This is a genomic window from Porphyrobacter sp. MBR-155, from assembly GCF_040547625.1.
Taxonomy (GTDB): domain Bacteria; phylum Pseudomonadota; class Alphaproteobacteria; order Sphingomonadales; family Sphingomonadaceae; genus Erythrobacter.
Map to the genome: position 1 here is coordinate 134236 of NZ_JBEPQB010000007.1, position 25460 is coordinate 159695.

The 25460-nt window shown below is 61.9% G+C and carries 26 protein-coding genes; 13 read left to right on the top strand and 13 right to left on the bottom strand.

Annotated features, from left to right (window positions below; translation table 11 throughout):
• The first annotated feature begins 109 nt into the window (after nucleotides 1–109).
• Together ABIE62_RS09570 and ABIE62_RS09575 are read left to right on the top strand one after the other, a co-directional pair.
• On the top strand, nucleotides 110–409 hold the full coding sequence (locus ABIE62_RS09570) for an ArsR/SmtB family transcription factor (protein WP_354325531.1): 300 nt from the start codon (nucleotides 110–112) through the stop codon (nucleotides 407–409).
• Nucleotides 409–1773, top strand: coding sequence for a pyridoxal phosphate-dependent decarboxylase family protein (locus ABIE62_RS09575; RefSeq protein ID WP_354325533.1), 1365 nt, complete (start codon nucleotides 409–411; stop codon nucleotides 1771–1773). Before ABIE62_RS09570 ends, ABIE62_RS09575 begins: the two co-directional genes overlap by 1 nt.
• Before the next feature lie 166 nt (nucleotides 1774–1939).
• On the opposite strand, the gene ABIE62_RS09580 is transcribed toward ABIE62_RS09575, so the two are convergent.
• Complete coding sequence (locus ABIE62_RS09580; protein ID WP_354325534.1) at nucleotides 1940–3052, bottom strand: alkene reductase; 1113 nt, start codon at nucleotides 3050–3052, stop codon at nucleotides 1940–1942.
• A 70-nt stretch (nucleotides 3053–3122) separates the two neighbouring features.
• On the opposite strand from ABIE62_RS09580, the gene ABIE62_RS09585 reads away from it, so the two are divergent.
• Complete coding sequence (locus tag ABIE62_RS09585) at nucleotides 3123–4034, top strand: DMT family transporter (protein WP_354325536.1); 912 nt, start codon at nucleotides 3123–3125, stop codon at nucleotides 4032–4034.
• A 55-nt stretch (nucleotides 4035–4089) separates the two neighbouring features.
• On the top strand, nucleotides 4090–4383 hold the full coding sequence (locus tag ABIE62_RS09590; RefSeq protein ID WP_354325538.1) for a GIY-YIG nuclease family protein: 294 nt from the start codon (nucleotides 4090–4092) through the stop codon (nucleotides 4381–4383).
• A gap of 193 nt (nucleotides 4384–4576) precedes the next feature.
• Here ABIE62_RS09590 and ABIE62_RS09595 read toward each other — a convergent pair whose 3' ends face one another.
• The 3 genes from ABIE62_RS09595 to ABIE62_RS09605 are packed head-to-tail and all read right to left on the bottom strand — an operon-like array spanning nucleotide 4577 to nucleotide 6772.
• Nucleotides 4577–4837, bottom strand: a complete 261-nt coding sequence (locus ABIE62_RS09595; protein WP_354325539.1) for a hypothetical protein — start codon at nucleotides 4835–4837, stop codon at nucleotides 4577–4579.
• Between the two features lies 1 nt (nucleotide 4838).
• A complete protein-coding gene (gene nadA, locus ABIE62_RS09600; RefSeq protein ID WP_354325541.1) occupies nucleotides 4839–5840 on the bottom strand; it encodes a quinolinate synthase NadA in 1002 nt (333 codons plus the stop codon).
• A gap of 53 nt (nucleotides 5841–5893) precedes the next feature.
• Entirely contained in the window at nucleotides 5894–6772 is an 879-nt protein-coding gene (locus ABIE62_RS09605; RefSeq protein WP_354325542.1) for an MBL fold metallo-hydrolase, read from the bottom strand.
• 55 nt (nucleotides 6773–6827) lie between these two features.
• Here ABIE62_RS09605 and glpK point away from each other — a divergent pair, with 55 nt between their 5' ends.
• Nucleotides 6828–8300, top strand: coding sequence for a glycerol kinase GlpK (gene glpK, locus ABIE62_RS09610; protein ID WP_354325544.1), 1473 nt, complete (start codon nucleotides 6828–6830; stop codon nucleotides 8298–8300).
• Between the two features lie 5 nt (nucleotides 8301–8305).
• Here glpK and ABIE62_RS09615 read toward each other — a convergent pair whose 3' ends face one another.
• Nucleotides 8306–8770, bottom strand: a complete 465-nt coding sequence (locus tag ABIE62_RS09615; protein WP_354325546.1) for a DUF1465 family protein — start codon at nucleotides 8768–8770, stop codon at nucleotides 8306–8308.
• Nucleotides 8771–8901: 131 nt separating this feature from the next.
• Nucleotides 8902–9111 carry a DUF465 domain-containing protein gene (locus tag ABIE62_RS09620; RefSeq protein ID WP_354325548.1) on the bottom strand — a complete coding sequence of 70 codons (210 nt, stop codon included), beginning with the start codon at nucleotides 9109–9111 and terminating at the stop codon, nucleotides 8902–8904.
• Between the two features lie 294 nt (nucleotides 9112–9405).
• On the opposite strand from ABIE62_RS09620, the gene ABIE62_RS09625 reads away from it, so the two are divergent.
• The 5 genes from ABIE62_RS09625 (at nucleotide 9406) to tilS (ending at nucleotide 15208) form a co-directional block, all read left to right on the top strand.
• Complete coding sequence (locus tag ABIE62_RS09625) at nucleotides 9406–9573, top strand: YdcH family protein (protein ID WP_354325550.1); 168 nt, start codon at nucleotides 9406–9408, stop codon at nucleotides 9571–9573.
• Between the two features lie 81 nt (nucleotides 9574–9654).
• Nucleotides 9655–11925, top strand: coding sequence for a phosphoenolpyruvate--protein phosphotransferase (ptsP, locus tag ABIE62_RS09630; RefSeq protein WP_354325552.1), 2271 nt, complete (start codon nucleotides 9655–9657; stop codon nucleotides 11923–11925).
• 145 nt (nucleotides 11926–12070) lie between these two features.
• Nucleotides 12071–13066 carry a helix-turn-helix domain-containing protein gene (locus ABIE62_RS09635; protein ID WP_354325554.1) on the top strand — a complete coding sequence of 332 codons (996 nt, stop codon included), beginning with the start codon at nucleotides 12071–12073 and terminating at the stop codon, nucleotides 13064–13066.
• Nucleotides 13067–13208: 142 nt separating this feature from the next.
• Nucleotides 13209–14201, top strand: a complete 993-nt coding sequence (locus ABIE62_RS09640; RefSeq protein WP_354325555.1) for a tetratricopeptide repeat protein — start codon at nucleotides 13209–13211, stop codon at nucleotides 14199–14201.
• Nucleotides 14192–15208 (top strand): tRNA lysidine(34) synthetase TilS, encoded by a 1017-nt coding sequence (tilS, locus tag ABIE62_RS09645; RefSeq protein ID WP_354325557.1) that lies wholly within the window; start codon nucleotides 14192–14194, stop codon nucleotides 15206–15208. Before ABIE62_RS09640 ends, tilS begins: the two co-directional genes overlap by 10 nt.
• A gap of 31 nt (nucleotides 15209–15239) precedes the next feature.
• Here tilS and ABIE62_RS09650 read toward each other — a convergent pair whose 3' ends face one another.
• The 3 genes from ABIE62_RS09650 to rimO all read right to left on the bottom strand — a co-directional run bounded on the left by ABIE62_RS09650 (nucleotide 15240) and on the right by rimO (nucleotide 18080).
• The gene (locus ABIE62_RS09650; protein WP_354325558.1) at nucleotides 15240–15974 is read right to left on the bottom strand and encodes a L,D-transpeptidase family protein; all 735 of its coding nucleotides are present in this window, start codon (nucleotides 15972–15974) and stop codon (nucleotides 15240–15242) included.
• A gap of 170 nt (nucleotides 15975–16144) precedes the next feature.
• The gene (locus ABIE62_RS09655) at nucleotides 16145–16501 is read right to left on the bottom strand and encodes a hypothetical protein (RefSeq protein ID WP_354325560.1); all 357 of its coding nucleotides are present in this window, start codon (nucleotides 16499–16501) and stop codon (nucleotides 16145–16147) included.
• A 187-nt stretch (nucleotides 16502–16688) separates the two neighbouring features.
• Nucleotides 16689–18080, bottom strand: a complete 1392-nt coding sequence (gene rimO / locus ABIE62_RS09660; RefSeq protein WP_354325561.1) for a 30S ribosomal protein S12 methylthiotransferase RimO — start codon at nucleotides 18078–18080, stop codon at nucleotides 16689–16691.
• Between the two features lie 127 nt (nucleotides 18081–18207).
• Here rimO and ABIE62_RS09665 point away from each other — a divergent pair, with 127 nt between their 5' ends.
• Complete coding sequence (locus ABIE62_RS09665; protein WP_354325562.1) at nucleotides 18208–18447, top strand: DUF6356 family protein; 240 nt, start codon at nucleotides 18208–18210, stop codon at nucleotides 18445–18447.
• Nucleotides 18448–18510: 63 nt separating this feature from the next.
• On the opposite strand, the gene ABIE62_RS09670 is transcribed toward ABIE62_RS09665, so the two are convergent.
• The 3 genes from ABIE62_RS09670 to serS all read right to left on the bottom strand — a co-directional run bounded on the left by ABIE62_RS09670 (nucleotide 18511) and on the right by serS (nucleotide 21925).
• On the bottom strand, nucleotides 18511–19593 hold the full coding sequence (locus tag ABIE62_RS09670; protein ID WP_354325564.1) for a potassium channel family protein: 1083 nt from the start codon (nucleotides 19591–19593) through the stop codon (nucleotides 18511–18513).
• A 16-nt stretch (nucleotides 19594–19609) separates the two neighbouring features.
• Complete coding sequence (surE, locus tag ABIE62_RS09675; protein ID WP_354325566.1) at nucleotides 19610–20374, bottom strand: 5'/3'-nucleotidase SurE; 765 nt, start codon at nucleotides 20372–20374, stop codon at nucleotides 19610–19612.
• A 114-nt stretch (nucleotides 20375–20488) separates the two neighbouring features.
• On the bottom strand, nucleotides 20489–21925 hold the full coding sequence (gene serS, locus ABIE62_RS09680) for a serine--tRNA ligase (protein WP_354325567.1): 1437 nt from the start codon (nucleotides 21923–21925) through the stop codon (nucleotides 20489–20491).
• Between the two features lie 99 nt (nucleotides 21926–22024).
• Here serS and ABIE62_RS09685 point away from each other — a divergent pair, with 99 nt between their 5' ends.
• Nucleotides 22025–22246, top strand: a complete 222-nt coding sequence (locus tag ABIE62_RS09685; RefSeq protein WP_354325568.1) for a hypothetical protein — start codon at nucleotides 22025–22027, stop codon at nucleotides 22244–22246.
• 48 nt (nucleotides 22247–22294) lie between these two features.
• Here ABIE62_RS09685 and ABIE62_RS09690 read toward each other — a convergent pair whose 3' ends face one another.
• Nucleotides 22295–24616, bottom strand: coding sequence for a TonB-dependent receptor (locus ABIE62_RS09690; protein ID WP_354325569.1), 2322 nt, complete (start codon nucleotides 24614–24616; stop codon nucleotides 22295–22297).
• A 177-nt stretch (nucleotides 24617–24793) separates the two neighbouring features.
• Between ABIE62_RS09690 and ABIE62_RS09695 the strand changes: the two genes are divergently transcribed.
• Nucleotides 24794–25408 (top strand): TetR/AcrR family transcriptional regulator, encoded by a 615-nt coding sequence (locus ABIE62_RS09695; RefSeq protein WP_354325571.1) that lies wholly within the window; start codon nucleotides 24794–24796, stop codon nucleotides 25406–25408.
• The last annotated feature ends 52 nt before the right edge of the window (nucleotides 25409–25460 follow it).

Sequence of the window (25460 nt, forward strand, 5' to 3'; positions counted from 1 at the left end):
GGCAGCAGGAGTTGGATGACCGAAACTGGGTGGAAAGGCGAAAGGCGGCTCTTGAAAAAATATTGAGCCGACCATTGACTCAATTAGAGAATTAGCTAATCGTCATCCAATGATGCTAGCAACCAAAGCCTCGGTTCTCGGTAACGAAAAGCGCCTATTGATCCTTCAATGGCTGCGTGACCCGCATGGTGAATTTCCACCGCAAGTCCATGGCGATAAAGATCGAGATGGCATCTGTTCTGTCTATATCGCTGAAAGGCTGGGCGTAACACCGGCAACTGCGTCAGCTCATTTGAAGTTGTTGACCGATGCTGGTCTTATCCGTCCCAAGCGGATGGGGAAGTACACTTACTATCACCGCGTTGACGACGCGATTGTCGCGCTCGGCGCTGAAATCGGTGGGCTGTGATGCGAATTGAGCAGGAACTGGCGCTGTTGGCAGACGCAGATGCGCGTGCGGCCCGCTATTTGGCGGGGGTTGGCACAATGCGGGTATTTCCCGATGCCGCCGCTTTGGCTCAACTAGCACGCTTTGAAGAGAGCTTGCCTGAGGCGGGAGCCGATCCCGTCGAGACCATAGCCCTGCTTGATGATGTCGGTTCTCCTGCGACGGCCGTTTCGAATGGCCCGCGCTATTTTGGGTTCGTAATCGGAGCAGCGCTGCCAGTTGCCTCTGCTGCGGAAAGACTGGCGCTTGCATGGGATCAATGCGCCTCCTCTTTTGACAACGCTCCGGTTGCAGCAACTGTCGAAAAAATCGCAGCGCGTTGGGTGCTTGATATTTTGGATTTGCCACGCGATTGCGCAGTTGGCTTTGGCACAAGCGCAACTGCTTGTGGAATTGCCTGCTTGGCGGCGGCACGGCGGTCTTTGTTGTTGCGCGTCGGTTGGGATGTGGACGTTGATGGGCTGGCAGGTGCGCCAACTATCCGCGTTGTCGTTCCAGCGAGCACGCACGTTACGGTAAAAAAGGCACTTCGCCTGCTCGGATTCGGGCTCAACAATGTTGAATTTGTACCCGTAGATGCGCAAGGCCGCATGCTGGTCGATAGCCTCCCTGCACTGGATGAACGCACCATTTTGTGCTTGCAGGCGGGCGAGGTGAATACCGGAGAATTCGATCAATTCCGGCCGCTGATTGAGCGCGCCAAGGCCGCCAAAGCTTGGGTTCATGTCGATGGCGCCTTCGGGATTTGGGCAAGGGCCTCACGGACCCATCGTCACTTGACCGATGGCGTGGACGGCGCACACAGTTGGACGACCGACGGACATAAATGGCTGAACACGCCTTATGATGGTGCAATGGCTATTTGTCGCAATTCAGATGCTCTCGCCGCCGCGATGAATTCCGATGCCAGCTATGCGACTGCTTCCCAAGATGCGCAGAAAAACTTGACGCTAGAATTTTCTCGTCGCCCTCGGGGCCTGCCTATCTGGGCGGCACTCCGCAGTTTGGGACGGGCGGGTGTAGAGGAAATGATTGATCGCCACTGTGCCTATGCCAAACAGCTCGCCGCAGGATTGCGCGAAGCTGGCTATGAGGTTTGCAATCGTGTGGTCATCAATCAGGTGCTGGTCCGCGCCGATAGTGACGCACAGACGGTTGCTATTCGGGAAATGGCACAGTCCCGCGGCGTCATATGGTTTGGTCCTACAGTTTGGCAAGATCGCCCAGCTTTTCGTTTGAGCGTCTCTTCATGGCGAACGAATGAGGCGGATATTCAGATTGCCATTGATGAATTGACTAAGTTGAAGCGAGACGTCGGCGATTAAATCCAAATCCTATGGGAATCGCGAGCACTCTCGTGCCGATGCGCCTTGCCATATCCGCTATTGGAGCTGTCACGGAAAAGCGGAAACGACCACTTCGGGGTCGCTACCAGAACGGCAACTTTTGCCCCGGCAGCGCCCTAAGCGGACGCTGCCGGGGGCGTAGGCCTTACTCGGCGGCTTCGGCCCGCTCCTCGGCCAGTGTCGGGTAATCGACATAGCCTTCGGGGATCGGGAAATACCAGCTCTTGGGCACATCCTTGTTCGGGTTCCAGTGCGCGCCCGCCGCGATCCGCTGTTCGAGATCGGGGTTGGAGATGTAGGGGCGGCCAAAGCTCACCGCGTCGCACCTGCCGGATTCGACATCGGCAACGGCTTCCTCGGCGGTATAATCCGAATTGAGGATCAGCGCGCCGGTGTAGATTTGGCGGATCAGCGGGCTTTGCTTGGGCACATCGGTCTGGCCGAAAGTGCCATCGGGGCCGGGTTCGCGCAGTTCGACGAAGGCGAGGCCCAGTTCCTCGCACACCTTGGCTGCCGCGCCGAAGGTTGCCGCAGGGTTGCTGTCATCCGTCCCTTGCGAATCGCCGTTGGGCGACAGGCGGATGCCGACGCGGTCGGCGCCCCACACGTCGATCAACGCTTCCAGCACTTCGCGCATGAAGCGGGTGCGGTTTTCGGGTGAGCCACCATATTCATCGGTGCGCAGATTGGTGCCGTCGCGCAGGAACTGGTCGACAAGGTAGCCGTTCGCGCCGTGCAGTTGCACCCCGTCAAACCCGGCCTTCTTGGCGTTTTCGGCAGCGCGGCGATAATCGGCGATGGTGCGCTGGATGTCTTCATGCGTCATCGCCCGCGCCTCGGCATAGGGCTGCTTGCCCGTGGGCGTGTGCGCTTCGCCCGGAGCGGTGGTGGCGCTGGCCGAGACCGGGGGATTGCCATCGAGGAACACCGGGTGGACGATCCGCCCCATGTGCCACAGCTGCATCACGATCATGCCGCCTTCGTCGTGCACGCCTTTGACAATTGGCTTCCACGCTTCGGTCTGTTCATCGCTCCATATGCCCGGCGCGCTCGGCCAGCCCAACCCTTCGCGGCTGATTCCGGTCGCTTCGGTCAGGATCATGCCCGCGCCTGCGCGCTGGCGGTAATAGGTCGCCATCAGTTCGTTGGGCGTGAACATCGGCTCTGCCGCGCGCCCGCGGGTGAGCGGAGCCATGAAAATGCGGTTCTTCGCGGTCAGCGCGCCCATCTGGAGCGGGTGGAACAAGGCTTCGTGCATGTGTGGGTAATCCTTTCAAACCAGTTTCGATTGGCTATTCACTTGGCCCCGCCAGCGCTAGTGCGCAAGGATGGAAAATGTTGCGGCCCCAGAAGAAGACGTCAGCGCCGACCTTGCGACCACGCTGGCGCGTCCGGCGGGCTGGCTGCTGCTGGCCGCGCTGCTGGGCGGCAATATCGCGCTGGCGCTGGGGCCGTGGTTCGTGCGGGAGGCCGATACCGGGCCGGTTTCCGCCGGGTTCTGGCGGCTGTTCCTCGCGCTGCCGTTTCTGGTGGTGCTGGCGCGGGCGAACGGGCAGCGGCTGGGCGGCATGGGGGCCAAGACGCTGGCGCTGGTGGCGTTGGGCGCGGTGACATTCGCGCTCGATCTGGCGAGCTGGCATATCGGCATCGGCATGACCCGGCTGGGCAATGCGACGCTGTTCGGCAATGCCGGGTCGATCGTGCTATTGTTCTGGGGCTTCATCGCCGCGCGGATGCTTCCCAAGGGGCTGGAGTGGCTGGCGATTGTGTTCGCGCTGGCAGGCGCGGCGATCCTGATGGGGCGCAGCCTTGAAATTTCGACTGCGACGCTGGTGGGCGATCTGTTCTGCCTCGCCGCCGGGCTGCTTTACGCGGTCTACCTGCTGACCTTGCAACGCGCGCGCGGGGTGTTCGGTTCGTGGAGCCTGCTGGTGTGGGTCTGCATTTTTGGCAGCCCGGTGCTGCTCGCCATTGCGTTGCTGCTGGGGGAGCCGGTGTGGCCGACCGATTGGACGCCGGTGGTGGGGCTGTTCATCGTCAGCCAATTGCTGGGGCAGGGGCTGATGGTCTACGCCCTGCGATACTTCCCGCCGCTGGTGATCGGGCTGGCCCTGCTGACCCAACCCGCTGTCGCCTCGCTTTATGGCTGGCTGGCGTTCGGCGAGGTGCTGAGCGTGGCTGATATTGTTGGCATGGTGCTGGTGGGCGCGGCGTTGGCGGTGAGTAGGGCCAAAGCATAATCCGTCATGCCAGCGAAGGCTGGCGTCTCGGGCAGTTAAGCAATATCGTCGCAAGATGGAACGCGGCGGCACCGTCTACATCATGACCAACAAACGCTACGGCGTGCTTTACATCGGCGTGACCAGCGACATCGCGGCCCGCGCCACTCAACACCGCGAAGGCAAGGGCGGCGGCTTCACCGCGCGGTTCAACTGCAAGCGGCTCGTCTATGTCGAGCAATATCCCACCATCGAAGAAGCCATCGCTCGCGAAAAGGCGATGAAGGCGTGGCGGCGGATGTGGAAGATTGAAGCGATTGAGAAACAGAATCCGGCGTGGGATGATCTCTATCTGAAACTGCTCGCCTGACGCCTGAGGGAAAACTACGTCATGCCAGCGAAAGCTGGCACCTAGGGCGGCTAGGGCGGGACGGTTGCATGGGAAGTGCCTCCCTCAAACAGCTCCGTATGCGGCCCTAGGCCCCAGCTTTCGCTGGGGTGACAAAGAGAGAAAACGTCATGCCAGCAAAAGATGGCATCTCGGGCGGCCTTGCTTTGTCGCGTCAAACAAGAAGACCGACAGCCGATGCGACGATTGCGATTGTCGAAATGAACAAAGAAAGCCTTGCAAGTCTTGTCGATTGCCGAGTCGACAGCTCATGCTGCGCCAACTCCAGCTGTTGCGTAAGCGAGGTCACGTTCGGGTTGACGGTCTGAAGGTAGCCTTTCCGTGCTTCGTGACACTCAACAATGAGTGATTTTATTTCCTTGTCGCTGAGGTCAAATACATTTGCAGAGGCCAACTCTTGAAACGTCCTTTCCATCTCAATCCCCACTAAACGCCACCTCACCCAAATCGCCCAGCCCCACAGTCCCGCTCGCCATTTCGAGCATCCGGTCGAGGCTGCGTTTGGCTTTCAGGCGGATGCCTTCCTCGATCTCGATGCGCGGTTCCAGATCGCGTAGCGCGACATACAGCTTCTCCATCGTGTTGAGCGCCATGTAGGGGCAGATGTTGCACGAACAGTTGCCGTCCGCCCCCGGCGCGCCGATGAAGTTCTTGTTCGGCAGCGCCTTTTCCATCTGGTGGATGATGTGCGGCTCGGTCGCGACGATCAGGGTGTCGCCTTCGAACTCCTGCGCGAATTTCAGGATGCCGCTGGTCGATCCGACGTAATCGGCGTGGTCGATGATCGCGGGCGGGCATTCGGGGTGCGCGGCGACGGGCGCGCCGGGGTGCTGTTCTTTCAGCTTGAGCAGCTCGGTCTCGCTGAACGCCTCATGCACGATGCACACGCCCGGCCACAGCAGCATTTCGCGGTTGAACTTGCGGCTGAGGTAGCCGCCCAAGTGCCGATCCGGGCCGAAGATGATCTTCTGTTCGGGCGGGATCTGGGCGAGGATGGTTTCGGCGCTGGAAGACGTCACGATCACATCGGACAGGGCTTTCACCTCGGTCGAACAATTGATGTAGGTCAGCGCGATATGATCAGGGTGGGCTTCGCGAAAAGCGCGGAATTTTTCTGGCGGGCAGGAATCTTCAAGGCTGCACCCGGCGTCCATATCGGGCAGGATCACGATCTTTTGTGGGCTGAGGATCTTGGCGGTGTCGGCCATGAACTTGACCCCGCAAAACGCGATCACATCGGCATCGGTCGCCGCCGCCTTGCGCGACAGTTCAAGGGAGTCGCCCACGAAATCGGCAATGTCCTGAATATCCGGGGTCTGGTAATAATGCGCGAGGATCACCGCGTTACGCTCTTTGCGCAAACGGTCGATCTCGGCCAGCAGATCGGTGCCGGTGGGGTTCTTGGTGACAATGCTCATCGGTCAAATCCCGGTCGTGGAGAGTTGCTGGGGATATAGGGACGCGGGCGTGGTTATGCCACCCGCCACACAGCGTCATCGCGGCGCGCCAGCCCGCGCTTTTCCAGATCGATCAGGTGCGCGGTGACGCTCATCTCGGCGGCTGGGATCAGGCGCGGGTCGAGGCCTTTGTACATCGCGGGGATGAAGTCGCTGACGGGCCGCGCGGCCTCACCCAGCAACCGCAGAATCTGCGCCTCGCGCTGGCGGCGGTGGGCGATCATGCCGCGCACCAGCTGGCGCGGCTTTTCAATCGCCGCGCCGTGGGCTGAATGGTAACGCACATCATCGCGCGCCATCAGCTTGTCGAGGCTCGCCATGTAATCGCCCATGTCGCCATCGGGCGGGATCACCACGCTGGTTGACCAGCCCATCACGTGATCGCCGGTGAACAAAGCGCCGCTTTCTTCGAGCGCGAAGCACAGGTGGTTCGAGGTGTGTCCGGGCGTGGCAACCGCGGTCAGCGTCCAGCCGGTGCCGCGCATCCCCTCGCCATCCACCAGTACGCGGTCAGGCGCGTAGGTGGGATCGAAGGCTTCATCCGCGCGCGGCAGTTCGGACGCGAGCACCAGCGGCGCGCAGCCAACAATCGGCGCGCCGGTCTGCGCGGCCAACGGCGCTGCGGCGGGCGAATGATCGCGGTGGGTGTGGGTGCACATGATCGCTAGCATCCGGCGACCGGCGATAGCGGCGATGATGGCTTCCATATGCGCAGGCTCATTCGGTCCGGGATCGATCACCGCGCAATCCGGCCCGTCGGCCTCGCCCACCACATAGGTCTGGGTTCCGGTGAAGGTATAGGGCGAAGGATTAGGCGCCAGCACGCGGCGCACCAGCGGTTCGACCGCTTCGGCCATGCCGGTGGGCCAGGGTTGGGGAGGGATCGTGACCATGCCCTTGCATATGAAGTCTCACGTGGCAGAAGTCACGCGAGAGAGAGGAATGGCCATGTCTGATTACATCTTGGTGCTGGATGAAGGCACCACCTCCACCCGCGCGATGCTGTTCGCAGCCGACGGCGCGCTGGTGACGAGCGCGCAGGAGCCACTGACCCAACATTATCCGCAATCGGGCTGGGTCGAACATGACCCGCGCGAAATCTGGGACAAGAGCTTTGCTTGCGCGCGGGCGGTGATCAGCAAGGCAGGCGGCGCGGCCAGTATTGCCTGCATCGGGATAACCAACCAGCGCGAAACCGTGGTGGCGTGGGACAAGGCGACGGGCGAACCGCTGACCAACGCCATTGTCTGGCAGGATCGCCGCACTGAACCGTTCTGCGCCGCCCTGCGCGATGCGGGGCACGAGGGCGAGGTGCAGCGCCGCACCGGGCTGCTGCTCGATCCCTATTTTTCCGGCACCAAGATGCGCTGGATGCTCGATAATGTGGCGGAGGTGCGCGGCGCAGCAGAGCGTGGGACGCTGGCCTTCGGGACGGTGGAAAGCTGGCTGACCTACAAGCTCACCGGCGGTGCACACCACGTATCGGATGCCACCAACGCCAGCCGCACGCTGCTTATGGAGCTGGAGGGCGCGCAGTTCGATGCGGGACTGTGCGATCTTATCGGCGTGCCGCGCGCCGCGTTGCCGCAGGTTATCGACTGCGCCAGCAATGATATCGCTACCGACCCGGCGTTGTTCGGCAGAGCAATCCCGATCACCGGCTTTGCTGGCGATCAGCAGGCGGCGACTATCGGTCAGGCCTGCCTCGCACCCGGCCAGACCAAGGCGACCTATGGCACCGGTGCGTTTGTGCTGACCTGTCAGGGCGAAGCCATCCCGCGATCGTCCAATCGCCTGCTGGGTACGGTGCTGACGCAGCTGGGCGGCAAGCGCACCTATGCCATCGAAGGATCGGTATTTGTCGCGGGCAGTCTGGTGCAATGGCTGCGCGATTCGCTCGGCATTGTTGATGTGGCCGCAGAGACCGAGGCGCTCGCCCGGTCGATTCCCGATAGCGGCGGCGTGGTGATTGTGCCCGCGCTGTCGGGCCTTGGCGCGCCGCATTGGCGGGCCGATGCGCGCGGGGTGATTGCGGGGCTGAGCTTTTCCAGCGGAAAGGCGCATCTGGCCCGCGCGGCATTGGAGGCGATGGCGCATCAGACGCATGATCTTGCCACTGCCTTCGCTGCCGATGGAGCGGCGTGGCAGGCCTTGCGGATCGATGGCGGCATGGCGGCCAATAGTTGGATGGCGCAGGATTTGGCCGATATGCTGGGGATCACGGTTGAACGGCCCGGTTTTGTCGAGACGACCGCGCTCGGCGCAGCAATGCTGGCGGCGACCGGGGCGGGGCTATATCCCAGCCTTGATGCAGCGGCAGAGGCGATGCGCGGCGAGCTTGCCCGGTTTACCCCGCAGCTGGCAGCCGGGGTGCGCGAAGAACGGTTGAAGAGGTGGCGAAAAGCGATGGCCGCTGCTTGATTAACCTACCCGATATTGCGCCCGAATTCGCGCCCGATCCGTTCCTGAAATGCGCGCGCGGGTGAGGCCAGTTCAAAATGTTGCCGCCACGCCTCGTCCAGCCGGGCGATGCGTTGATGCAGCTTTTGGGTGTCGGCGATCAGTTCGCGGGTTTCGGGTTCGAGCAACGCGAGCTGGTTTTCGTCCGAACCGCGATCAGGCGGCAATGCGCCGTGCAGACGCACCTGATTTTCGCTGAGTTCGCCTGAAATCAGCGCGCGTTGATTCAGCAGCCATGCCAGCAGATGCATCATGCGGGTAGTGGTTTTCAGCCCTTCGGTGGAGAGCGCGAGGCGGATATAGGTATCCTCGCCAATTGCCGCAGGGCGCGTGCCGCAGGCGAACACCGCGCGGACTTCATCAGCAAGCACAAGTGCTTCGGTATAGAGCGCCTCAATGATCGGGCGGGACAGACTGGTGGTTCGGGTCATGGTGTGCGCCAGATTACGCCGGGTGAGGGCGGCCCGCCACTATGGTATGGTTACTTTCCAAGCAATTTTTGCAAACGTCCCGGCACGGAACAATTTTCACCACTTGATAACCATGCCGCCGGCGGCGGCAATCACGCAATAATGTCGGGCAGCAGCGTGTCTTCGATGATCGCGATCTGATCTCTCAGCCGCAGTTTGCGCTTCTTCAGGCGGGCAATCTGCAATTGATCGGCAGATGAACTGCCAAGCGCAGCCTCGGTCAAGGCGGCAATCGCGGCGTCAAGGTCGCGATGCTCGGTCTTGAGCAGCTCAAGATTTTTCCTGAGTTCCTGCTCAGTCATCCTTAATCCCCTTCTGCGCTGCGTCGGCCTGCTGGCCTGACATTCGCGTAATCATTGGCCCCGCTACGCGTTCGCGTGCGATTCGATAAGGTGCCTCGCACATTTTCCACCTTGGCGCGGGGGTGGTGGCCGAATGTCGGTTCATCTCAGCAAAGCGCGGTTGCATCGATTTGCAGTCCATCAGGGCTTTGCAAGGCAGGCTCAATATGGTTTCAATGGAACCTGCGGCCCGGCCGTGTTTGTGCCGAGTCGCCTGTTCCGGGGGCATCCCCCCGCATGCAAGGAGAACGCAATATGGCATCGACCGCAGTGTCTTCCCACCTCCACGCCCTTCACAGCAAGCACGCCGGCCTCGAAGCTCGCCTGCGCGATGAAATGGCAAGGCCTGTGCCCGACACCGCGATGATCCAGGCGATCAAGAAGCAGAAATTGCGATTGAAGGAAGAAATTGCCAGCCACTGATCGCTGCGCATCAGCTAGGCGGTGGCAGACGTGATCTGCGCTTTTGCATTTACCCAACGGAGTGCCTAAGCCAATATTTCCATGACTGCTGCCGCTGCCGCCCGCCAGATACTCACCCGCCTGACCGAAGTCATGGCATCGCGCCTGCACGCGCAGGCCAAGCTGGATCAGGTGGTCGAAATCATCGGCGAATGCCTGTCGAGCGAGGTTTGCTCAATTTACCTGCTGCGCGAAGGCATGCTCGAACTCTTCGCCACCCGCGGCCTCAATCAGGGCGCGGTACACGTAACCCGCATGGCCGTTGGAGAGGGGCTGACCGGCGTGATCGCGCAGAAGGTTGATACGCTCAACCTGGCTGAAGCCAAGGCGCACCCTGACTTTCTCTACCGCCCTGAAACCGGGGAAGACAAGTTCCACTCCTTTGCTGGCGTACCGATTGTTTACCGCGAACGTGCGGTGGGCGTCTTGTGTGTCCAGCATGTCGAGCCGCGCCGTTACGAAGACATCGAAATCGAGGCGCTCCAGACCACTGCAATGGTGCTGTCCGAACTGATCACCAATGCCGAACTGGTCGACGAAGAAGAAGCGCGCGGGCTGACGCAGGAACAGACCGGGCCGCAGACCCTGACTGGCCTGACTTTGGTGAAAGGGCTGGGGGCCGGGTTTGCCGTCTATCATCAACCGCGTGTCGAGATCACTCAGGTCATGGCCGAGGATGTCGAGGCAGAACGTCAGCGGGTTTACCGCGCGTTTGACCGGATGCGCGAACAGATCGACACGCTGGCCAGTCAGGCCGAATTCGGCGTCGGCGGCGAACACGAAGAGGTGCTCGAAACCTACAAGATGTTCGCCTATGACGAAGGCTGGTCGCGGCGCATAAACGAGGCGATCGATAGCGGCCTGACCGCCGAAGCGGCCATTGAACGCGTGCAGCAACACACACGGATGCGGATGCGCGAGATCGACGATCCGTTGCTGGCAGACCGGATGCACGATCTCGAGGATCTCGCGAACCGCCTGTTGCGCACGGTTTCAGGTCAGGTCGGCACCGCAGCCTCGCAAGGGCTGCGCCGTGATACCATCCTGATCGCGCGCAATCTTGGCCCGGCGGAATTGCTCGAATACGACAAGCGGCGATTGAAGGGCGTGATCCTTGAAGAAGGCTCGCTTACCGCGCACGTGGTGATCGTCGCCCGCGCCATGAACGTGCCGGTGATTGGCCGCACGAAAGGCGTGCGTGCCACCATCCGCGAAGGCGACGAGATCCTGCTTGATGCAGGTGCAGGCACTGCCATCGTGCGCCCGCTGCCGCAGATTGCCGATGCGTTTCAGGCGCGGTTTGCCAAATCGCGCGAAAAACAGGCGGCCTATGCGTCGCTGCGCGATGTCGAACCGTTCACACGCTGCGGCACCCGCATTCAGGTGATGATCAACGCTGGCCTGCGCGATGATATGAGCTCGCTCGCGATGACGGGCGCGGATGGGGTCGGCCTGTTCCGCACCGAATTCCAGTTCCTCGTCTCCGCCACGCTGCCGCAGCGCGACCGCCAGACCCGGCTTTATCGTGACGTGTTGGAGGCGGCTGGCGACAAGCCGGTGATCTTCCGCACGGTTGATATCGGGGGTGACAAGTCGGTGCCCTATCTCGCCTCGGAAATCGCCGAGCAGGATGAAAACCCGGCGATGGGCTGGCGCGCCCTGCGGCTTGCGCTGGAACGCGAAGGGTTGATGAAGGTTCAGGCGCGTTCGCTGATTGAGGCATCGGCTGGACGGTCGCTGTACGTGATGTTCCCGATGGTGTCCGAACCGTGGGAGTTTGACGCCGCCAAGGCGGTGTTTGACGAACAGCTCGCTTACCTGCGCGCGAAAAAGAAGCTGTTGCCCGAACGCATTCACTTTGGCGCGATGCTGGAAGTTCCGGCGCTGGCTGAAGTGCTCGACCTGCTGCTGCCGCGCCTCAGTTTCCTCTCGATAGGCACCAATGATCTTACCCAGTTCCTGTTTGCCGCTGACCGCGCCAATCCCAAGCTGGCCGAACGCTATGATTGGCTCAGCACCTCGATCATCCGCTTCCTGCGGCGGGTTATGCAATCGAGCATCGGCAGCGGCGTCGATATCGGGGTGTGCGGCGAAATGGGCGGGCGCAGGCTGGAGGCGCTGGCGTTGATGGCGATCGGTTATCGCCGCCTATCAATTACCCCGGCGGCGGTTGGCCCGATCAAGGAATTGGTGCGCAAGATCGATCTTGCCGAACTGTCAGCAGCAATGACCGGCTGGCTGGCTGACCCCGGCTGCAACCTGCGCACCGAACTGTCAGCATGGGCCGATGCGCGCGAAATCGAATATGATTGATTGCTAATGCGGCTGAGCGAGTGCTGCACGCGCCGCCCCGCACGTGCAATGCTTGACAGACCCCCCTGCAACAGGCGAGTCCCACCAAAGGGCAATTCAGGTAAATTCACACTCACAGCCTCGGCAGAAGGCGCGGACCCGGGTCATGGATAGCGAGCACGACGAAAGCGCAGATGGCGCTGGCGAAACCCCCAGCGTCGGGGCGGGGGCGCAATTGCGCGCCGCGCGTGAAGCGCTGCAGGTCGATCTGGCGCAAGTCGCGGCTGAAACCCGGATTCCCGTGCGTCACCTTCAGGCTATCGAGTCCGGGCAATTCGAGGCATTGCCTTCGCGCGCCTATGCGATCGGCTTTTCACGCACCTTTGCTAAAGCTGTAGGCCTCGACCCAGTCAAGATCACCGATGCGGTGCGATCGGAACTTGCCGATGGCACGATGCGCCGCGCGGTGCCTGGATCGGGGATGGAACCGGGCGACCCGGCGCGGCTGCCTTCGGCAGGGCTGGCGTGGGCGGGGGCGATCGCGGCGCTCGTGCTCGCGGTCGGAGCGTTTGCATTCTACAATTCCTATTTCGGCGCGGGAACCGAGCCTGGCTCGCTTCTCACTCCGGCCCCTGATCCTGCGCCGGCACCCGTCGCCCAACCGATCACGGCGATGACTTCGCCTGATCCGGGCGCGGTCGTGGTGCTGACCGCGCTCGAAGACGGCGTGTGGCTGCGGCTCTACGAGGAAGGCGGCGAACGGCTGCTCGAACGCACGTTGCAACGGGGTGAGACTGTGACTGTTCCGGCCACCGCCACCGACCCCCGGATCAACACCGGACGTCCCGATGCGTTGGGTATCACTGTGGGCGGGAAGCCGACTGCCAAGCTGGCAGACCGGGCGACGACCCTATCAAACGCGCAAGTTTCAGCCGCAGCGCTCTTAGCGCGCGGGCCATCAGCACAAGCGGTTGCCCCGGATGTGACTGCCGCAGGCAGCGCGCCTGCTGCGATACGGAACGCACCGTCGCGGCCTGCCCCTGTCACCGCATCGCGCAGTTCGCAGGTTCCAGCAGTTCCGACAGCGCCTGCGCCCGATAATACGCCTGCCCCGTCGCCGGAGCCTTCGGATAACGGTAATGGCGAGGGCACCCCCGACTGATCATCGCAATGCGTCGCAATTTATCGTTGATTAGGGTGTGACGCGCCCTCGACTTGGCGGTCGGGACGCGGCAAGGATTCCGTATCTGTTCATGCGCGGCGCTGCAAACCCGCGCGGCTATTACCAGGGAGCCTGACGAGCCATGACCACCGCGTTCCGGATATTCCCATTGCGGCTTGCCGGCGTGGCACTTGCTGCGGCGACGATTGTGACCGCGCCCGTGCCCGCAGCGGCGCAGGATAATGCGGCAGAGGCGCGCATCCGCAAGATCGAGTCCGAAGTGCGCGCCTTGCAGCGCAAAATGTTCCCCGGTGCCGATGGCCGGTTTTTTGAACCGCAGATTGCGCCGGGAACCGAGGGGGGCGCTGTCACTGCGTCGAACATTGGCGCCCCTGCGACCACTGCAGTGACCGATATTCTGGTGCGGCTCGATGCGCTGGAAGGGCAGTTGCGGACACTCACCGCGCGCTCGGAAGAGCAGGCCAATGCGTTGTCACAGATGGAAACACGGCTTGCGATGCTTGAGACGGCGGCGGGTGCTCCAATGAACCTTCCGGCTCCGGCTCCGGCTCCGGCTTCGGCGGCTGGCACCACCGTTTTGGTCCCGCCGGTTCCGACCCCGGCGGCTTCGGCCCCCAGAGTTTCGACACCAACAGGTTCGGCTCCAGCGGCGTCGCCCCCGGTTGCCGCGCCCAGCGCAAGCCGCCTTGCCGCCGTGCAGGAAATTGCCAAACCGCAGACCGCCGATGCCGGTGATGACGAATATTCCTATGGCTTTCGTCTGTGGAACGCGGGCTTCTATCCCGAAGCGCGCCAGCAACTGACCAAGTTCGTCGAGCAATACCCCACCCATTCGCGCATCAGTTTTGGCCGCAACTTGCTGGGCCGCGCGTTCCTTGATGACAACCTGCCGGAGGATGCCGCGCGCTGGTTCCTGCGCAACTATCAGGCGAACAAGAACGGTGACCGCGCGGCTGACAGCCTGCTTTATCTTGGCGCGTCGATGATCGCGATGAAGGATACCAAGCGGGCCTGCATCGCGCTGGCCGAATTCGCCGAAACCTATCCGCTGATCGCTTCCGGGCGGCTGGCCGATGAGTATCAGGCCAACCGCGCCAAGGTGACGTGCAGCTAAGCGAACCCGCGCCAGCGCTGACCGCGCGCTTCGCCGCTGATCTGGCGGCGCTGTGGCCTGAGGCAGAGCGTGATGGCCCGCTGGGTTTGGCGGTGTCGGGCGGGCCGGACAGTCTGGCGCTGCTGCTGCTCGCCCATGCGGCCTTGCCTGGTCAGATCGCGGTAGCCAGCATTGACCACGGATTGCGGCCCGAAGCGGCTGGCGAGGTGGCGCTGGTCGAACGGATCGCGAGCGAACGCGCCATTCCTTTCACCGCGCTGCGGGTCGATCTTGCCCCCGGCAATGTGCAGGCCCGTGCGCGTGAGGCGCGTTATGCCGCGCTGGCAGGCTGGGCGCGGGATATCGGGCTGGGCGCAGTCGCCACCGCGCACCACGCCGATGATCAGGCCGAAACCCTGCTGATGCGGCTCAACCGGGGCAGCGGTTTGGCAGGGCTCGCGGGCGTGCGCGCCCGCAACACAATTGTCGGCAGCGAGGTTGCGCTGCTGCGCCCGCTGCTGGGCTGGCGCAAGGCGGAGTTGGCGCAGATGGTTGCTGCCTGCGGTATCACCCCGGCCAGCGATCCCTCCAACGCCAATCCCGATTTTGACCGGGTGCAGATGCGTGCACGACTGGCCGAGGCGGCAGGCTGGCTTGATCCGGTGCAACTGGCAGCAAGCGCAGCACATTTGGCCGAAAGCTGGCAGGCGATTGATTGGTATGCCGAATGCGATTGGCATGAGATGGTGATGCGTGATGACACTGCGCCCGGTGCGCCGGTCTATTCCTATTGCGCCAATGCGCCGCGGGTGGTGGGGATTGAAACGCTGGTGCGTATTATCGCCGCGCTGGGCGGCCATGCCACACGGGCGGAGGCAGCGCGGGCGTGGGATCGGCTATGGCAGGGCAACAACGCCTCAATCGGCGGGGTGCTGGCTCAGGCTGGCGTTGAGCGGGTCGAGAAAGTGGGGGTGATGATGCGCGTTTGGCGCTTCCGCCGTGAACCACCGAGGAACGCTGCGCACTGAAAACAGGTGCGGGGTTACCGCTCCGTTTGGGTTACAGCACCTTGTCGCCCACGCTCACCATCTTGCCGCGGGTGATGATGACCTTGTCCCCGCGTTTGGCCGCAGCGAACAGCTTGGCAGCGAATTCATCGGGCACAGCGACGCAGCCGTGGCTGGCATAGCCATTCATCACCGGCGAACCGTGGATCGCAATTCCATCCCACGTCAACCGCAAGGTGTGTGGCATCGGGGCGTTGTTGTATTTTTCCGAGATATTGTCCTTCTCCTTGGTCAGGATCGGGAAAGTGCCGAGCGGCGTGGGGTGTGACTGCGTGCCGAGCAGGGCGACCGCCGTGCCGATTTCGTGCCCATCGCGGAACGCGCTGATTACGCGCGCTTCCAGATCGACGGTCACGACCAACTTGCCTGCCTTGGGCGCAGCGCTTTCATCCCAGAACCAGTCGCCATAACGGATCGAACCTTCGATCGGCAGGATCGACTTGATCACGAAAGGATCGTTTTTGCTGACAGCAGAAGGGGTGGGGGTGGCCGCTGGTTTGGGAAGCGGTTGCACCATCTCGTTTGCGATCATCCGCACCGCCGGGTTGCGCGAGGCTCCGGCCAGGCCAGCCGTCACGCTGTCATCGCCAAGCGGCATTTCGGCGTCGGGATCAATCCGTTCAAACGCATCCGAAGCGCGCGCTGCGATCAGTTGTGCGGATTCGGCGGTGTGGCCTGCGCTGGTCTGCGCGGCGGCGAGCATCGGTAGCGCGGCAACTGCAGCCAAAGCGAGCGGGAGTGCAAGAATCGTCCTCATGCCCGCAATTATGCCGCCTTATCCGCAACGTTACCAGACGTTAACCATCCCGCGTCCCTTGCGGGGACGGCGCGAGGGCGGGGGTTAATGCCCGTGTTTGCCCGACCCGCGCCCGCCGCGCCGCGAAAATGCGTTCCGCCTTACTGCGGAATGGTCGTCGCAGCCGGGCCAGCGCGGGCCGCAGCATAATCGGCTTCGGATTGTCGCATCGCAATCTTGCCGTCGGCGATCATCTGTTGCGCCTTGGACTGGTCGGCCTCGGCCTTGGCCAGTTTCTTGCGGGCGTCGGCGATTCTGTCGCTGCTTTTCGCGCTCAGCTTTTCGCCATCGCGAACCGATTTGTCTCCGGAAGACCAAGCGTTGCCATATTGCGTAATTTCACCGCCGCGCTCGGAGATGCGTTCGCCCGCGTTCATCGATGAACTCGCTGACCCCGCACAAGCGGCCAAGCCCATCGTCAGAAGAGCAAAAGTCGCAATTTCGGTGAACTTTTTCATCGTATAATCCTTTCTTGCCGACCGACCGCAAAGGCATGTCGGGCTGGCGTTCAATCGACAAAGGGGAATACCGATGAATATTGAGAGAGCCTAAGCTTGGTCTCTAAATGGTGATGACTGGCGAAAATACAACCTGCACTAATGATATAATAAGCTGGAGAAAGTATCCGACGTCAAATATTGTCGATTATTTCGCCCGTATAACCCCGAACAGATCATGCGCGTCGGCGTCCTCGATCATGGCGGTGACGATATCGCCGGGGGCAAGGGTTTCGGGCACGTTGCGCAAATACACCGCGCCGTCGATCTCAGGCGCATCCGCCCGACTGCGGCCGGTCGCGCCTATGTCGCCATCCTCGTCCGGTTCGCCAACATCGTCGATGATGACAGGCAAGCTGCGACCGACCTTGGCGGCAAGCTTGGCGGCGCTGATCCGTTCGCTCACCTCCATGATCCGGGCGTAGCGTTCTTCCTTGATGCTTTCGGGCACCGGATCGGGCAGGTCATTGGCCGCCGCGCCTGCGACCGGTTCAAACCGGAACGCGCCGACCCGATCAAGCTGGGCTTCCTCCAACCAATCGAGCAGGTAGCGGAAATCGTCCTCGGTCTCTCCGGGAAAGCCAACCACGAAAGAGCTGCGGATCGCGATATCGGGGCAGATGGCGCGCCACGATTTCAGCCGTTCGAGCACCTTTGCCTCGTTCGCGGGGCGCTTCATCGCCTTCAACACCTTGGGCGCGGCGTGCTGAAACGGGATATCGAGATAGGGCGTCAGCAGCCCTTCGGCCATTAACGGGATGACCTGATCGACGTGGGGATAGGGATAGACATAGTGCAGCCGCACCCACGGCGCGGTGCCTTCGGGCGTGCGCAGCCCGCCCAATTCGCGCGCCAGATCGGTCATGTGAGCGCGCACTTCGCGGCCCTTCCACAGGCGCGGTTCGTGGCGGATATCGACGCCATAGGCGCTGGTATCCTGACTGATCACCAACAGCTCGCGGGTACCCGCCGCGACCAGCTTTTCCGCTTCACGCAAGCACGCATCGATCCGGCGGCTGGCGAGTTTTCCGCGCAATTGCGGGATAATGCAGAACGCGCAGGAATGGTTGCAGCCCTCGGAAATCTTGAGATAACTATAATGGCGCGGGGTCAGCTTGATATCCGGCTGTGGTATCAGGTCGACAAACGGGCCTTGGCTGGGCGGGGCGTGGGTGTGCACGGCTTCGACCACGGCTTCGTATTGGTGCGCGCCGGTGATCGCCAACACGCTCGGATGCGCGGCACGGATCGCGTCGGCTTCTTCGCCCATGCAGCCGGTCACAATCACGCGTCCATTTTCAGCGATAGCCTCGCCAATCGCGGCGAGGCTTTCTTCCTTGGCCGAATCGAGGAACCCGCAGGTGTTGACCAGCACCACGTCGGCACCGGCATAATCGGCGCTCATCGCATAGCCATCGGCGCGCAGCCGGGTGAGGATACGTTCGGAATCGACGAGCGCTTTGGGACAGCCAAGGCTGACCATACCGATGCGCTTCTGTTCGGCCAGAACGGTGGGCTTTGTGGTGGGAGCTGTGGTCATAATCGGCGCGCCCCTACACCTTGTGCGCACATCGCGCCAGAATATCCTCGCTCTTGCGGCCCAAAGGCCAGTGTTCCGCATCCTCGCAGGCTTGACGGGGATCGGGTTCAACGGGCATTAAAGCGGGATGATCACCAAGCTCTTTACCGAACATCCGCGTTCCATTGGCGAAACCTATGGCCAGCACGCCCGCACCGCGATGAGCTTTGGCTGGCGAATGGTAATCGGCGGGTTTGCCTGCATGGCCCATGCCGTGGTTCCGGGCCTGTTCGTTAAGACGGCCAGCCGCACCGTTGTGCAGCTCGATGCGGAAATGCGTGGCCGCAAGCCTTCGCCCGACGCCGAGGAATTCAACTACGTCATCTGAGCGCCCGGCTGGCAGGCATGGCAGCGATGGGCGGAGCGGTTCGGATGTTTCGCTGATCTTGGATCAGATCGGTTCATCGCCTTCGTTGCCAATGGTCGGGACGATTTCCACCACCACATCGCCCGGCTGGAGCGTTTGGCATTCGTCCTCCCAGAAGCCGATGGCGCGGCCATTGCGGTAGATGCGCAGACCCTGACCGCCGGTTTTCAGATCGGTGATCGGCAAGCCGCACTCGGCCTCGCTCACCACCCGTTCGACCAGTTGTACCCGCCCGCTAACACTGGCGAGATCGGCAAGGTAATCGGCAATGTGTGCGCCTTTGACGCTGCCCGCTAGCAATAGCCCGGTGAATCGCACCGGGTTGATGACATTGTTTGCCCCCGCCTGCCGGGCCAGCAATTCATTGTCATCGGCGCGCACCACTACGCTGATCGGCACATCGGGCGCGAGGTGGCGCACGGTCAGCACGATCAGGATCGAGGTATCATCGCGCCCGGCTGATACCAGCACGCTTTGCGCCTCGGCGATGCGCACCGCTTTCAGCGTTTCGTCGCGTGTCGCATCGGCGGCCATCACGTTCACGCCCAGCTTCTCAGCCTCGGCCAGCCGATCCTCGCTCGGTTCGACCACAACGATCCGGCGCGGATCAATGCCGCGTTCGATCAGCTCACCCACGCTCTGCGATCCGGATACGCCGTAGCCCAGCACCACCACGTGATCGCTCAGCTGTTCCTGTATGCGGGCCATACGCCATTTCTCCCAGCTGCGTTTGATAACGAAATCGTAGGCCGCGCCCACGAAGATAAAGAGCACCGCGATCCGCACCGGGGTGACGATCACCGCTTCGACCAGCCGCGCCGAATTGCTGACCGGGGCAATGTCACCAAAGCCTGTGGTAGTGACCGATATCATGGTGAAATAGACCACATCGAGAAAGCTGATGTGGCCATCGACATGGTCGACAAGCCCATCGCGGTCCAGCCAGTGGATCAGGATGACCATCCCCAGCAGCCCGAACGCCAGGCCAAGTCTCAGGCCGACATCGCCCCAAACGGGGATCCTGACCGCGCGTCGCAGCGGCTGAAACTGATCAGCCAGCTTTGCCTTGCGCTTGAACGGGTTGCGCGTCGGTTTGTCCGTAGCCATCGGCTCGCCTCTGCCTTTAATCCGCGAACCGTTCGGCAAGGATGCCGATGGTCGAATAATGGGTCAGATCAAGCTGCAACGGCGTCACCGCGACATAGCCATCATCAATTGCTTCCAGATCGGTGCCGTGATCCATCGTGTGTTCGATCGGATCCAGCCCGAACCAGAAATAGCGATAGCCGCGCGGGTCGCGCCCTTCGACGATGCTGCCGCGCGAATAATCGTGGAAGCCCTGGCGCACCACGCGGATGCCCTTGACCTGTTCTGGCGGGAGCGCGGGGAAATTGACGTTGATCAGCGTGCGTTCGGCCAGCGGCGCATCGATCAGCGGAGCCAGCACCTTCGTCCCCCATTCGCGCGCCGCGCCGAACGGCACGTCATAACCCATGCCTTCGCGGGCATAGACCTGGCTGAAGGCAACCGATCGGATACCCGCCAGCGCGCCCTCAATCGCGGCGGAGACGGTACCGGAATAAGTAATGTCATCGCCCAGGTTCGCCCCGCGGTTGACGCCGGACAGGATCAGATCGGGGGGCGATGGCATCACCGTGCGCAGCCCCATCATCACGCTGTCGGTCGGCGTGCCGGTAACAGCAAAACGCCGTTCGCCCAGCGTGTTGAGCCGAACCGGGCGCGTCAGCGTAAGCGAATGGCCCGCGCCCGATTGTTCTTCTGACGGGGCGCAGATCCAGATGTCATCGGAAAACTGGCGCGCGATTTCCTCCAGCACCTTGAGGCCGGGGGCGTGCACGCCGTCGTCATTGGTGAGGAGGATTCTCATGCCTCACCTCCAACTTCGTCATGCTGAACTTGTTTCAGCATCCATTTGTCCTTTCGCGCGCGGTTTGGTGGGGCAAGATGGACCCTGAAACAAGTTCAGGGTGACGAATTAAGGTCAATTGGGCGAGATAACGCTCACCCCGCCCATATAGGGTAGCAATGCGTCAGGCACGGTCACGCTGCCATCCGCGTTTTGGCAATTTTCGATCACCGCCACCAGCGTGCGCCCGACCGCGAGGCCCGAGCCGTTGAGGGTGTGGACGAATTCGGTCTTTTTCTGCTCCCCTGCAACGCGATAACGGGTGTTCATCCGCCGCGCCTGAAAATCACCGGTGTTCGAACAGGAGCTGATTTCGCGATAAGCGCCCTGTCCGGGCAGCCAGACTTCCAGATCATAGGTCTTGCGCGCGCCAAAGCCCATGTCGCCGGTGCAGAGTAGCAGCTTGCGATAGGGCAGGTTCAGGCGTTCGAGGATCGTTTCAGCGGCGCGCACCATGCGCTGGTGCTCAGCCTCGGAGTTTTCGGGCCGCACGATGCTGACGAGTTCGCACTTTTCGAACTGGTGCTGGCGAATGAAACCCCGCGTATCGCGCCCCGCCGCACCCGCTTCGGAGCGGAAGCACAGCGTAAGTGCGGTGAGGCGCATGGGCAGGGCGGCCTCGTCGAGCAATTCGCCCATCACGCTGGCGGTGAGGGGGACTTCGCTGGTGGGGATGAGCCAGCGCTGGGTCATTCCACCAACGTCAGCTTGCTCCAACCATCGCGTGATGAATTTCTGACGATCAAGGGCTCCGCTTTCAGTCCAAAGCAAAGCTGGTCCTTCAGCTTGCTCCAGAGCCTCATATGCTTTGCCAATTTGCCCAGCGAAGAACTCTAAGTAGTTCAGATGGGTGTTAAAGCTATCCCCCGCGAACTTCGGCAGCTTGTCGGTGCCATACATCGCCTCGTCCTTGACCAGCACCGGCGGGTTGCATTCTTCGTAGCCGTGCTCGCGGGTCTGGACGTCGAGCATGAATTGCCCAAGCGCGCGGTGCAGGCGGGCCACGTCGCCGCGCAGGAAGGTGAAGCGCGCGCCCGAAAGCCGCGCCCCGGTTTCAAAATCCATGCCGAGGGCAGGGGCAATATCGGCGTGTTCGCGCGGCGTGAAGTCGAACTCTCGCGGGGTGCCCCAGCGGGCAACCTCGACATTATCCTCCTCGCCTGCGCCATCGGGCACATCGTCGGCGGGCAGGTTGGGGATGATCTCCAGCGCTTCTTTCAGCTTTGCGGCTAATTCATCAGCGCGCGCCTCCAAAGCGGGCATTGCGTCCTTGATCGAAGCAACTTCGGCCTTCAGCGCCTCGGCTGCGTCCTTGTCACCCTTGGCCATTGCCGCACCGATCAGTTTTGACGCTTCGTTGCGGCGGCTTTGCGCGACCTGCACCTGCGTCATCACCGCGCGGCGTTCTTCGTCGAGCGCGATCAGCGCATTGGCCTGCGGATCGGCCCCGCGCCGCGCCAGGGCGGCATCAAAGGCTGTCGGATTATCTCTGATCCATTTGATATCATGCATGACGCGGCGCTATGCCTGTTCAGGCCGATCAAGGGAAGGTGCAAAAGCCGGGGAACCGGGCAGCCTCGCCCACCGTTCAGATAACAGGAGGAAATGGATATGATCCGCAAAATGATTGGCGCTGCGATTGGCGCTCGCGTGGCCAAGGGGCATCCTGCGCTTGGCGGCGCAACCGGCGCGTTTGTGGCGACGGCGGTGCCGTTCGTGGTTTCGCGCTTCAGCTTTCCGGCAATGGTGGCGCTGGGTGTCGGCGGTTATGTCGCCAAACGTTTTCTCGACCAACGCCAGCAGGCTGAAGAGAGCACATCGGATACGGAATAAAGCCAGCGGGCGGATCGGCATATCGCCCATCCGCCCGCCGGACAGAGTTCAGAAATTGACCTGCGCGGTTACGAACACCCGGCGCGGATCGCCGAAGAACCCGGTCAGCGTGCCTTCGCGGCCCAGCGTCGGGATGAACGGCGCACCGCCAACCCCGCCCGCCACGAAGTTAAAACCGGAAACGATATATTCCTTGTCGAACAGGTTTTTGCCGTGAACGCCGATGGAGAACAATCCGCTATCCGCGGTGTAAACCACACTGGCATCGACCAGCACGAACCCATCCTGATCGAGGAACGCGTTGCGTGTTTCAAACTGGCTGGCATCCGACCGCAGCGAGGCAAGCCCGATCAGGTCCACCACCCCGCTGGCCACCGGCACGCCCATGTTGAACCCCATATGCGCTGTGACGTCGGGGGTGTTCTGGAACACGCGCTGGTCGGCAACGTCCACGCCGAATGCGTCGATGAAGGTGTTGAACTTGGCATCGAGATAGCCCAGCGACCAGTTGATGCTGAACCGGCTGCCTTCACCGGCAAAATCCTTTCCGATCAGTGCATTGCCTTCAAATTCGATCCCGTTGACATCGGCGCTGGCGGCGTTGGAGGTGATGCCGATAAAGCTTTCATTGGTGCCATCATTATCGCCGTCGAACCCGACCGATCCGGGGATCTGGACATTATCATACTGGCCGAGGAACCCGGCGATGCTGATGTTCACCCGGTTATCGAACAATGATGCTTTCCAGCCGAGTTCGAAGCTGTCGACCTTTTCAGGATCGAAACTCATGAAATCGAACACTTCCTGCTCGGTGCAGGCCCCGCCTGCGCTGTTCCGGCAGGCCGTGGTCTGGCCGCGCGGATCAAACCCGCCGCCTTTGAATCCCTGCGAATAGGTGAAATAGAGGTTGTGATTGGCATTGGGCTGCCAGCTGATCGACGCGCGCGGGTTGAAATCTTCAAACGTCCGGCTGCCATTAAAATCGCTGGTCACCGCAATCGGGAAGCCTGCCCCGCCAAACAGATCGGAAAACCCGCCGAGGAAGGTGGTGCGCAGCACCCGGCTGGTGCGCTGGTCATTAGTATAGCGCCCGCCCACTGACACGCTGACCGTATCGGTCAGGTCATAAGTAAAATCGCCAAAGACTGACCAGGTTTCGGTATCGACATCGCCCAACGTCTGCGCGGTCAGGCCGGGCAGGGTGGTGAACAGCGCCACGTCAAACGCGGTGAAGGCGCTGGCATCAAGGTAGTAGAAACCCACTACGCCCGACAGATTGTCGCTTTCATACAAAAGCTGCAATTCCTGGCTGAACTGTTCGTTGTCGTAGAGCGCAGGCACATCAAGATCGACTGCGGGCAGGCTGTCGAAATCGATCGGTGTGGTTGACGAATCCTCGCGGTAGCCAGTGATTGATTTCAGCGTGATCGTGTCACTGACTTCGACCGCGATGTTGAGCGCGCCGCCGTAAGCTTCGACTTCCTGATCGACGATATTGAGACCCGCGCGGGTATCAAACACATCGTCAAGCACGGGTGCGCCGCTCAGCTGGCCGGGGATCAGGCGGTGGCCCTGTCGGGCTTCGCTGTTGTCCTTCACGTAATCGCCCGACAGGCGGATGAACACCGGCCCGTTGTTGAATTCAAGCGTGCCGCGCGCGGCCCAAACGTCCTTGTTGTAATTCTCGGTGCCCAGCGTGAGGTTGTCGCCAAACCCGCCGCGCGACAGCCGCGCCCCGCTCGCGCCGATCTTGAGGCTGTCGGTGATCGGCGTGGACGCAGTGACGATCAGATCGGCCTGATCATACGATCCATAGGTGCCGCGAATCTTCACGCTGGTGTCATCGGGCAATTTGGCGGTAACGTATTTGATCGCGCCGCCTATGGTGTTGCGGCCATAGAGCGTGCCCTGCGGCCCGCGCAGCACTTCGATGCGGTCCACATCATAGACATCAAGCACGGCAGCCTGCGGACGGTTAAGATATACGTCATCGACATACAGGCCGACGCCCGCTTCGAACCCGGCGACAGGATCCTGCTGACCCACGCCGCGGATAAAGGCAGAAAGCGTGGTGTTGGTGCCGCGGCTGACCTCCAGAGTGATGTTGGGCACCTGCTGGCCGATCTGGGTGATATCCTGAATGCCCTGCTTTTCCAGCGCTTCCCCGGTCAGCGCGGTGATCGACAGCGGCACGTCAATCATGCGTTCCTCGCGCCGGCGCGCGGTGACGATGATCACGCCGTCTTCGGCCCGTTCGCTGACGCTGGTGGCAGTGTCGGCGACCTCCTGAGCATGAGCAGGGGCGGCAAAAGTGGCAATTCCGGCGCATCCGGCAAGCAGCAGCGCACGGTGGCAAAGCATATTGGTCATGGGTTTTGTTCCTCTCCTCACCCTCAATCGCCAACTTGATATTGAAAGTTGAACCATGTTTCAAGTTAGGACTTGTGTGCCATGTGATGCAAGCGTAGCGAATGGTTCGAGGGAGGTGCCAATGGGCAACAGTCATGCGAGCAGGACACAGGTTGCAGATACAAGGAGAGCGACCGAATGCTGACCAAAGGCGCTGTGCCCGATGCCAAAACCCCGCGCACCGATCGCGGACGACGGACGCTACGCAAGCTGCTTGATGCGGCGGCGGAGGAGTTTGGCGAGAAAGGCTTTCACGAAGCCTCGGTCAGTTCGATCACCCGCCGTGCAGGCGTCGCGCTGGGCAGCTTCTACACCTATTTTGACAGCAAGGACGCATTGTTCCGCGCGCTGGTCGCCGACATGAGCGAGAAAGTGCGCACCAGCGCGCGTTCAGCACTTTCTGACGACATGGGCGCGCTGGAGATTGAGCGGGCGGCGCTCGCCGCATTCTTGCGGTTCGCAGCGGAACACAAGGAAATCTACCGCATCATCGACGAAGCGGAATTCGTCGATCCCGCCAGCTACCGTCAGCACTACGAAACCATCGCCGATCGCATCGCCGATCGCTTGCGCGCCGGAACGGCCAGCGGTGAATTGCGCGAGGGGCTGGGAGAGCTTGAGGCTTGGGCGGTGATGGGAATGAACGTGTTTGCGGGCCTGCGCTATGTCGTATGGGGTGAGTCCGAACTGCCGCCAGAAGACGTCGCGGCGGGGATCAATCGCTTGCTCGCTGAGGGCATTCGGCGCCGCTGAAGCCATGGCAGCACTCACCGTGCGCTTTTCATGCCGCGCGTCTGGCGCTAGG

Coding starts and splice junctions, on each gene's coding strand:
- ABIE62_RS09655 (WP_354325560.1), bottom strand. CDS start 16,501: ATGAAAAAGTTCACCGAAATTGCGACTTTTGCTCTTCTGACGATGGGC.
- ABIE62_RS09575 (WP_354325533.1), top strand. CDS start 409: ATGCGAATTGAGCAGGAACTGGCGCTGTTGGCAGACGCAGATGCGCGT.
- ABIE62_RS09580 (WP_354325534.1), bottom strand. CDS start 3,052: ATGCACGAAGCCTTGTTCCACCCGCTCCAGATGGGCGCGCTGACCGCG.
- ABIE62_RS09665 (WP_354325562.1), top strand. CDS start 18,208: ATGATCACCAAGCTCTTTACCGAACATCCGCGTTCCATTGGCGAAACC.
- ABIE62_RS09605 (WP_354325542.1), bottom strand. CDS start 6,772: ATGGTCACGATCCCTCCCCAACCCTGGCCCACCGGCATGGCCGAAGCG.
- ABIE62_RS09620 (WP_354325548.1), bottom strand. CDS start 9,111: ATGACTGAGCAGGAACTCAGGAAAAATCTTGAGCTGCTCAAGACCGAG.
- ABIE62_RS09635 (WP_354325554.1), top strand. CDS start 12,071: ATGGATAGCGAGCACGACGAAAGCGCAGATGGCGCTGGCGAAACCCCC.
- serS (WP_354325567.1), bottom strand. CDS start 21,925: ATGCATGATATCAAATGGATCAGAGATAATCCGACAGCCTTTGATGCC.
- ABIE62_RS09585 (WP_354325536.1), top strand. CDS start 3,123: ATGGAAAATGTTGCGGCCCCAGAAGAAGACGTCAGCGCCGACCTTGCG.
- ptsP (WP_354325552.1), top strand. CDS start 9,655: ATGACTGCTGCCGCTGCCGCCCGCCAGATACTCACCCGCCTGACCGAA.
- ABIE62_RS09690 (WP_354325569.1), bottom strand. CDS start 24,616: ATGACCAATATGCTTTGCCACCGTGCGCTGCTGCTTGCCGGATGCGCC.
- glpK (WP_354325544.1), top strand. CDS start 6,828: ATGTCTGATTACATCTTGGTGCTGGATGAAGGCACCACCTCCACCCGC.
- ABIE62_RS09625 (WP_354325550.1), top strand. CDS start 9,406: ATGGCATCGACCGCAGTGTCTTCCCACCTCCACGCCCTTCACAGCAAG.
- ABIE62_RS09685 (WP_354325568.1), top strand. CDS start 22,025: ATGATCCGCAAAATGATTGGCGCTGCGATTGGCGCTCGCGTGGCCAAG.
- ABIE62_RS09590 (WP_354325538.1), top strand. CDS start 4,090: ATGGAACGCGGCGGCACCGTCTACATCATGACCAACAAACGCTACGGC.
- ABIE62_RS09595 (WP_354325539.1), bottom strand. CDS start 4,837: ATGGAAAGGACGTTTCAAGAGTTGGCCTCTGCAAATGTATTTGACCTC.
- ABIE62_RS09615 (WP_354325546.1), bottom strand. CDS start 8,770: ATGACCCGAACCACCAGTCTGTCCCGCCCGATCATTGAGGCGCTCTAT.
- ABIE62_RS09640 (WP_354325555.1), top strand. CDS start 13,209: ATGACCACCGCGTTCCGGATATTCCCATTGCGGCTTGCCGGCGTGGCA.
- nadA (WP_354325541.1), bottom strand. CDS start 5,840: ATGAGCATTGTCACCAAGAACCCCACCGGCACCGATCTGCTGGCCGAG.
- ABIE62_RS09670 (WP_354325564.1), bottom strand. CDS start 19,593: ATGGCTACGGACAAACCGACGCGCAACCCGTTCAAGCGCAAGGCAAAG.
- ABIE62_RS09695 (WP_354325571.1), top strand. CDS start 24,794: ATGCTGACCAAAGGCGCTGTGCCCGATGCCAAAACCCCGCGCACCGAT.
- surE (WP_354325566.1), bottom strand. CDS start 20,374: ATGAGAATCCTCCTCACCAATGACGACGGCGTGCACGCCCCCGGCCTC.
- ABIE62_RS09570 (WP_354325531.1), top strand. CDS start 110: ATGATGCTAGCAACCAAAGCCTCGGTTCTCGGTAACGAAAAGCGCCTA.
- rimO (WP_354325561.1), bottom strand. CDS start 18,080: ATGACCACAGCTCCCACCACAAAGCCCACCGTTCTGGCCGAACAGAAG.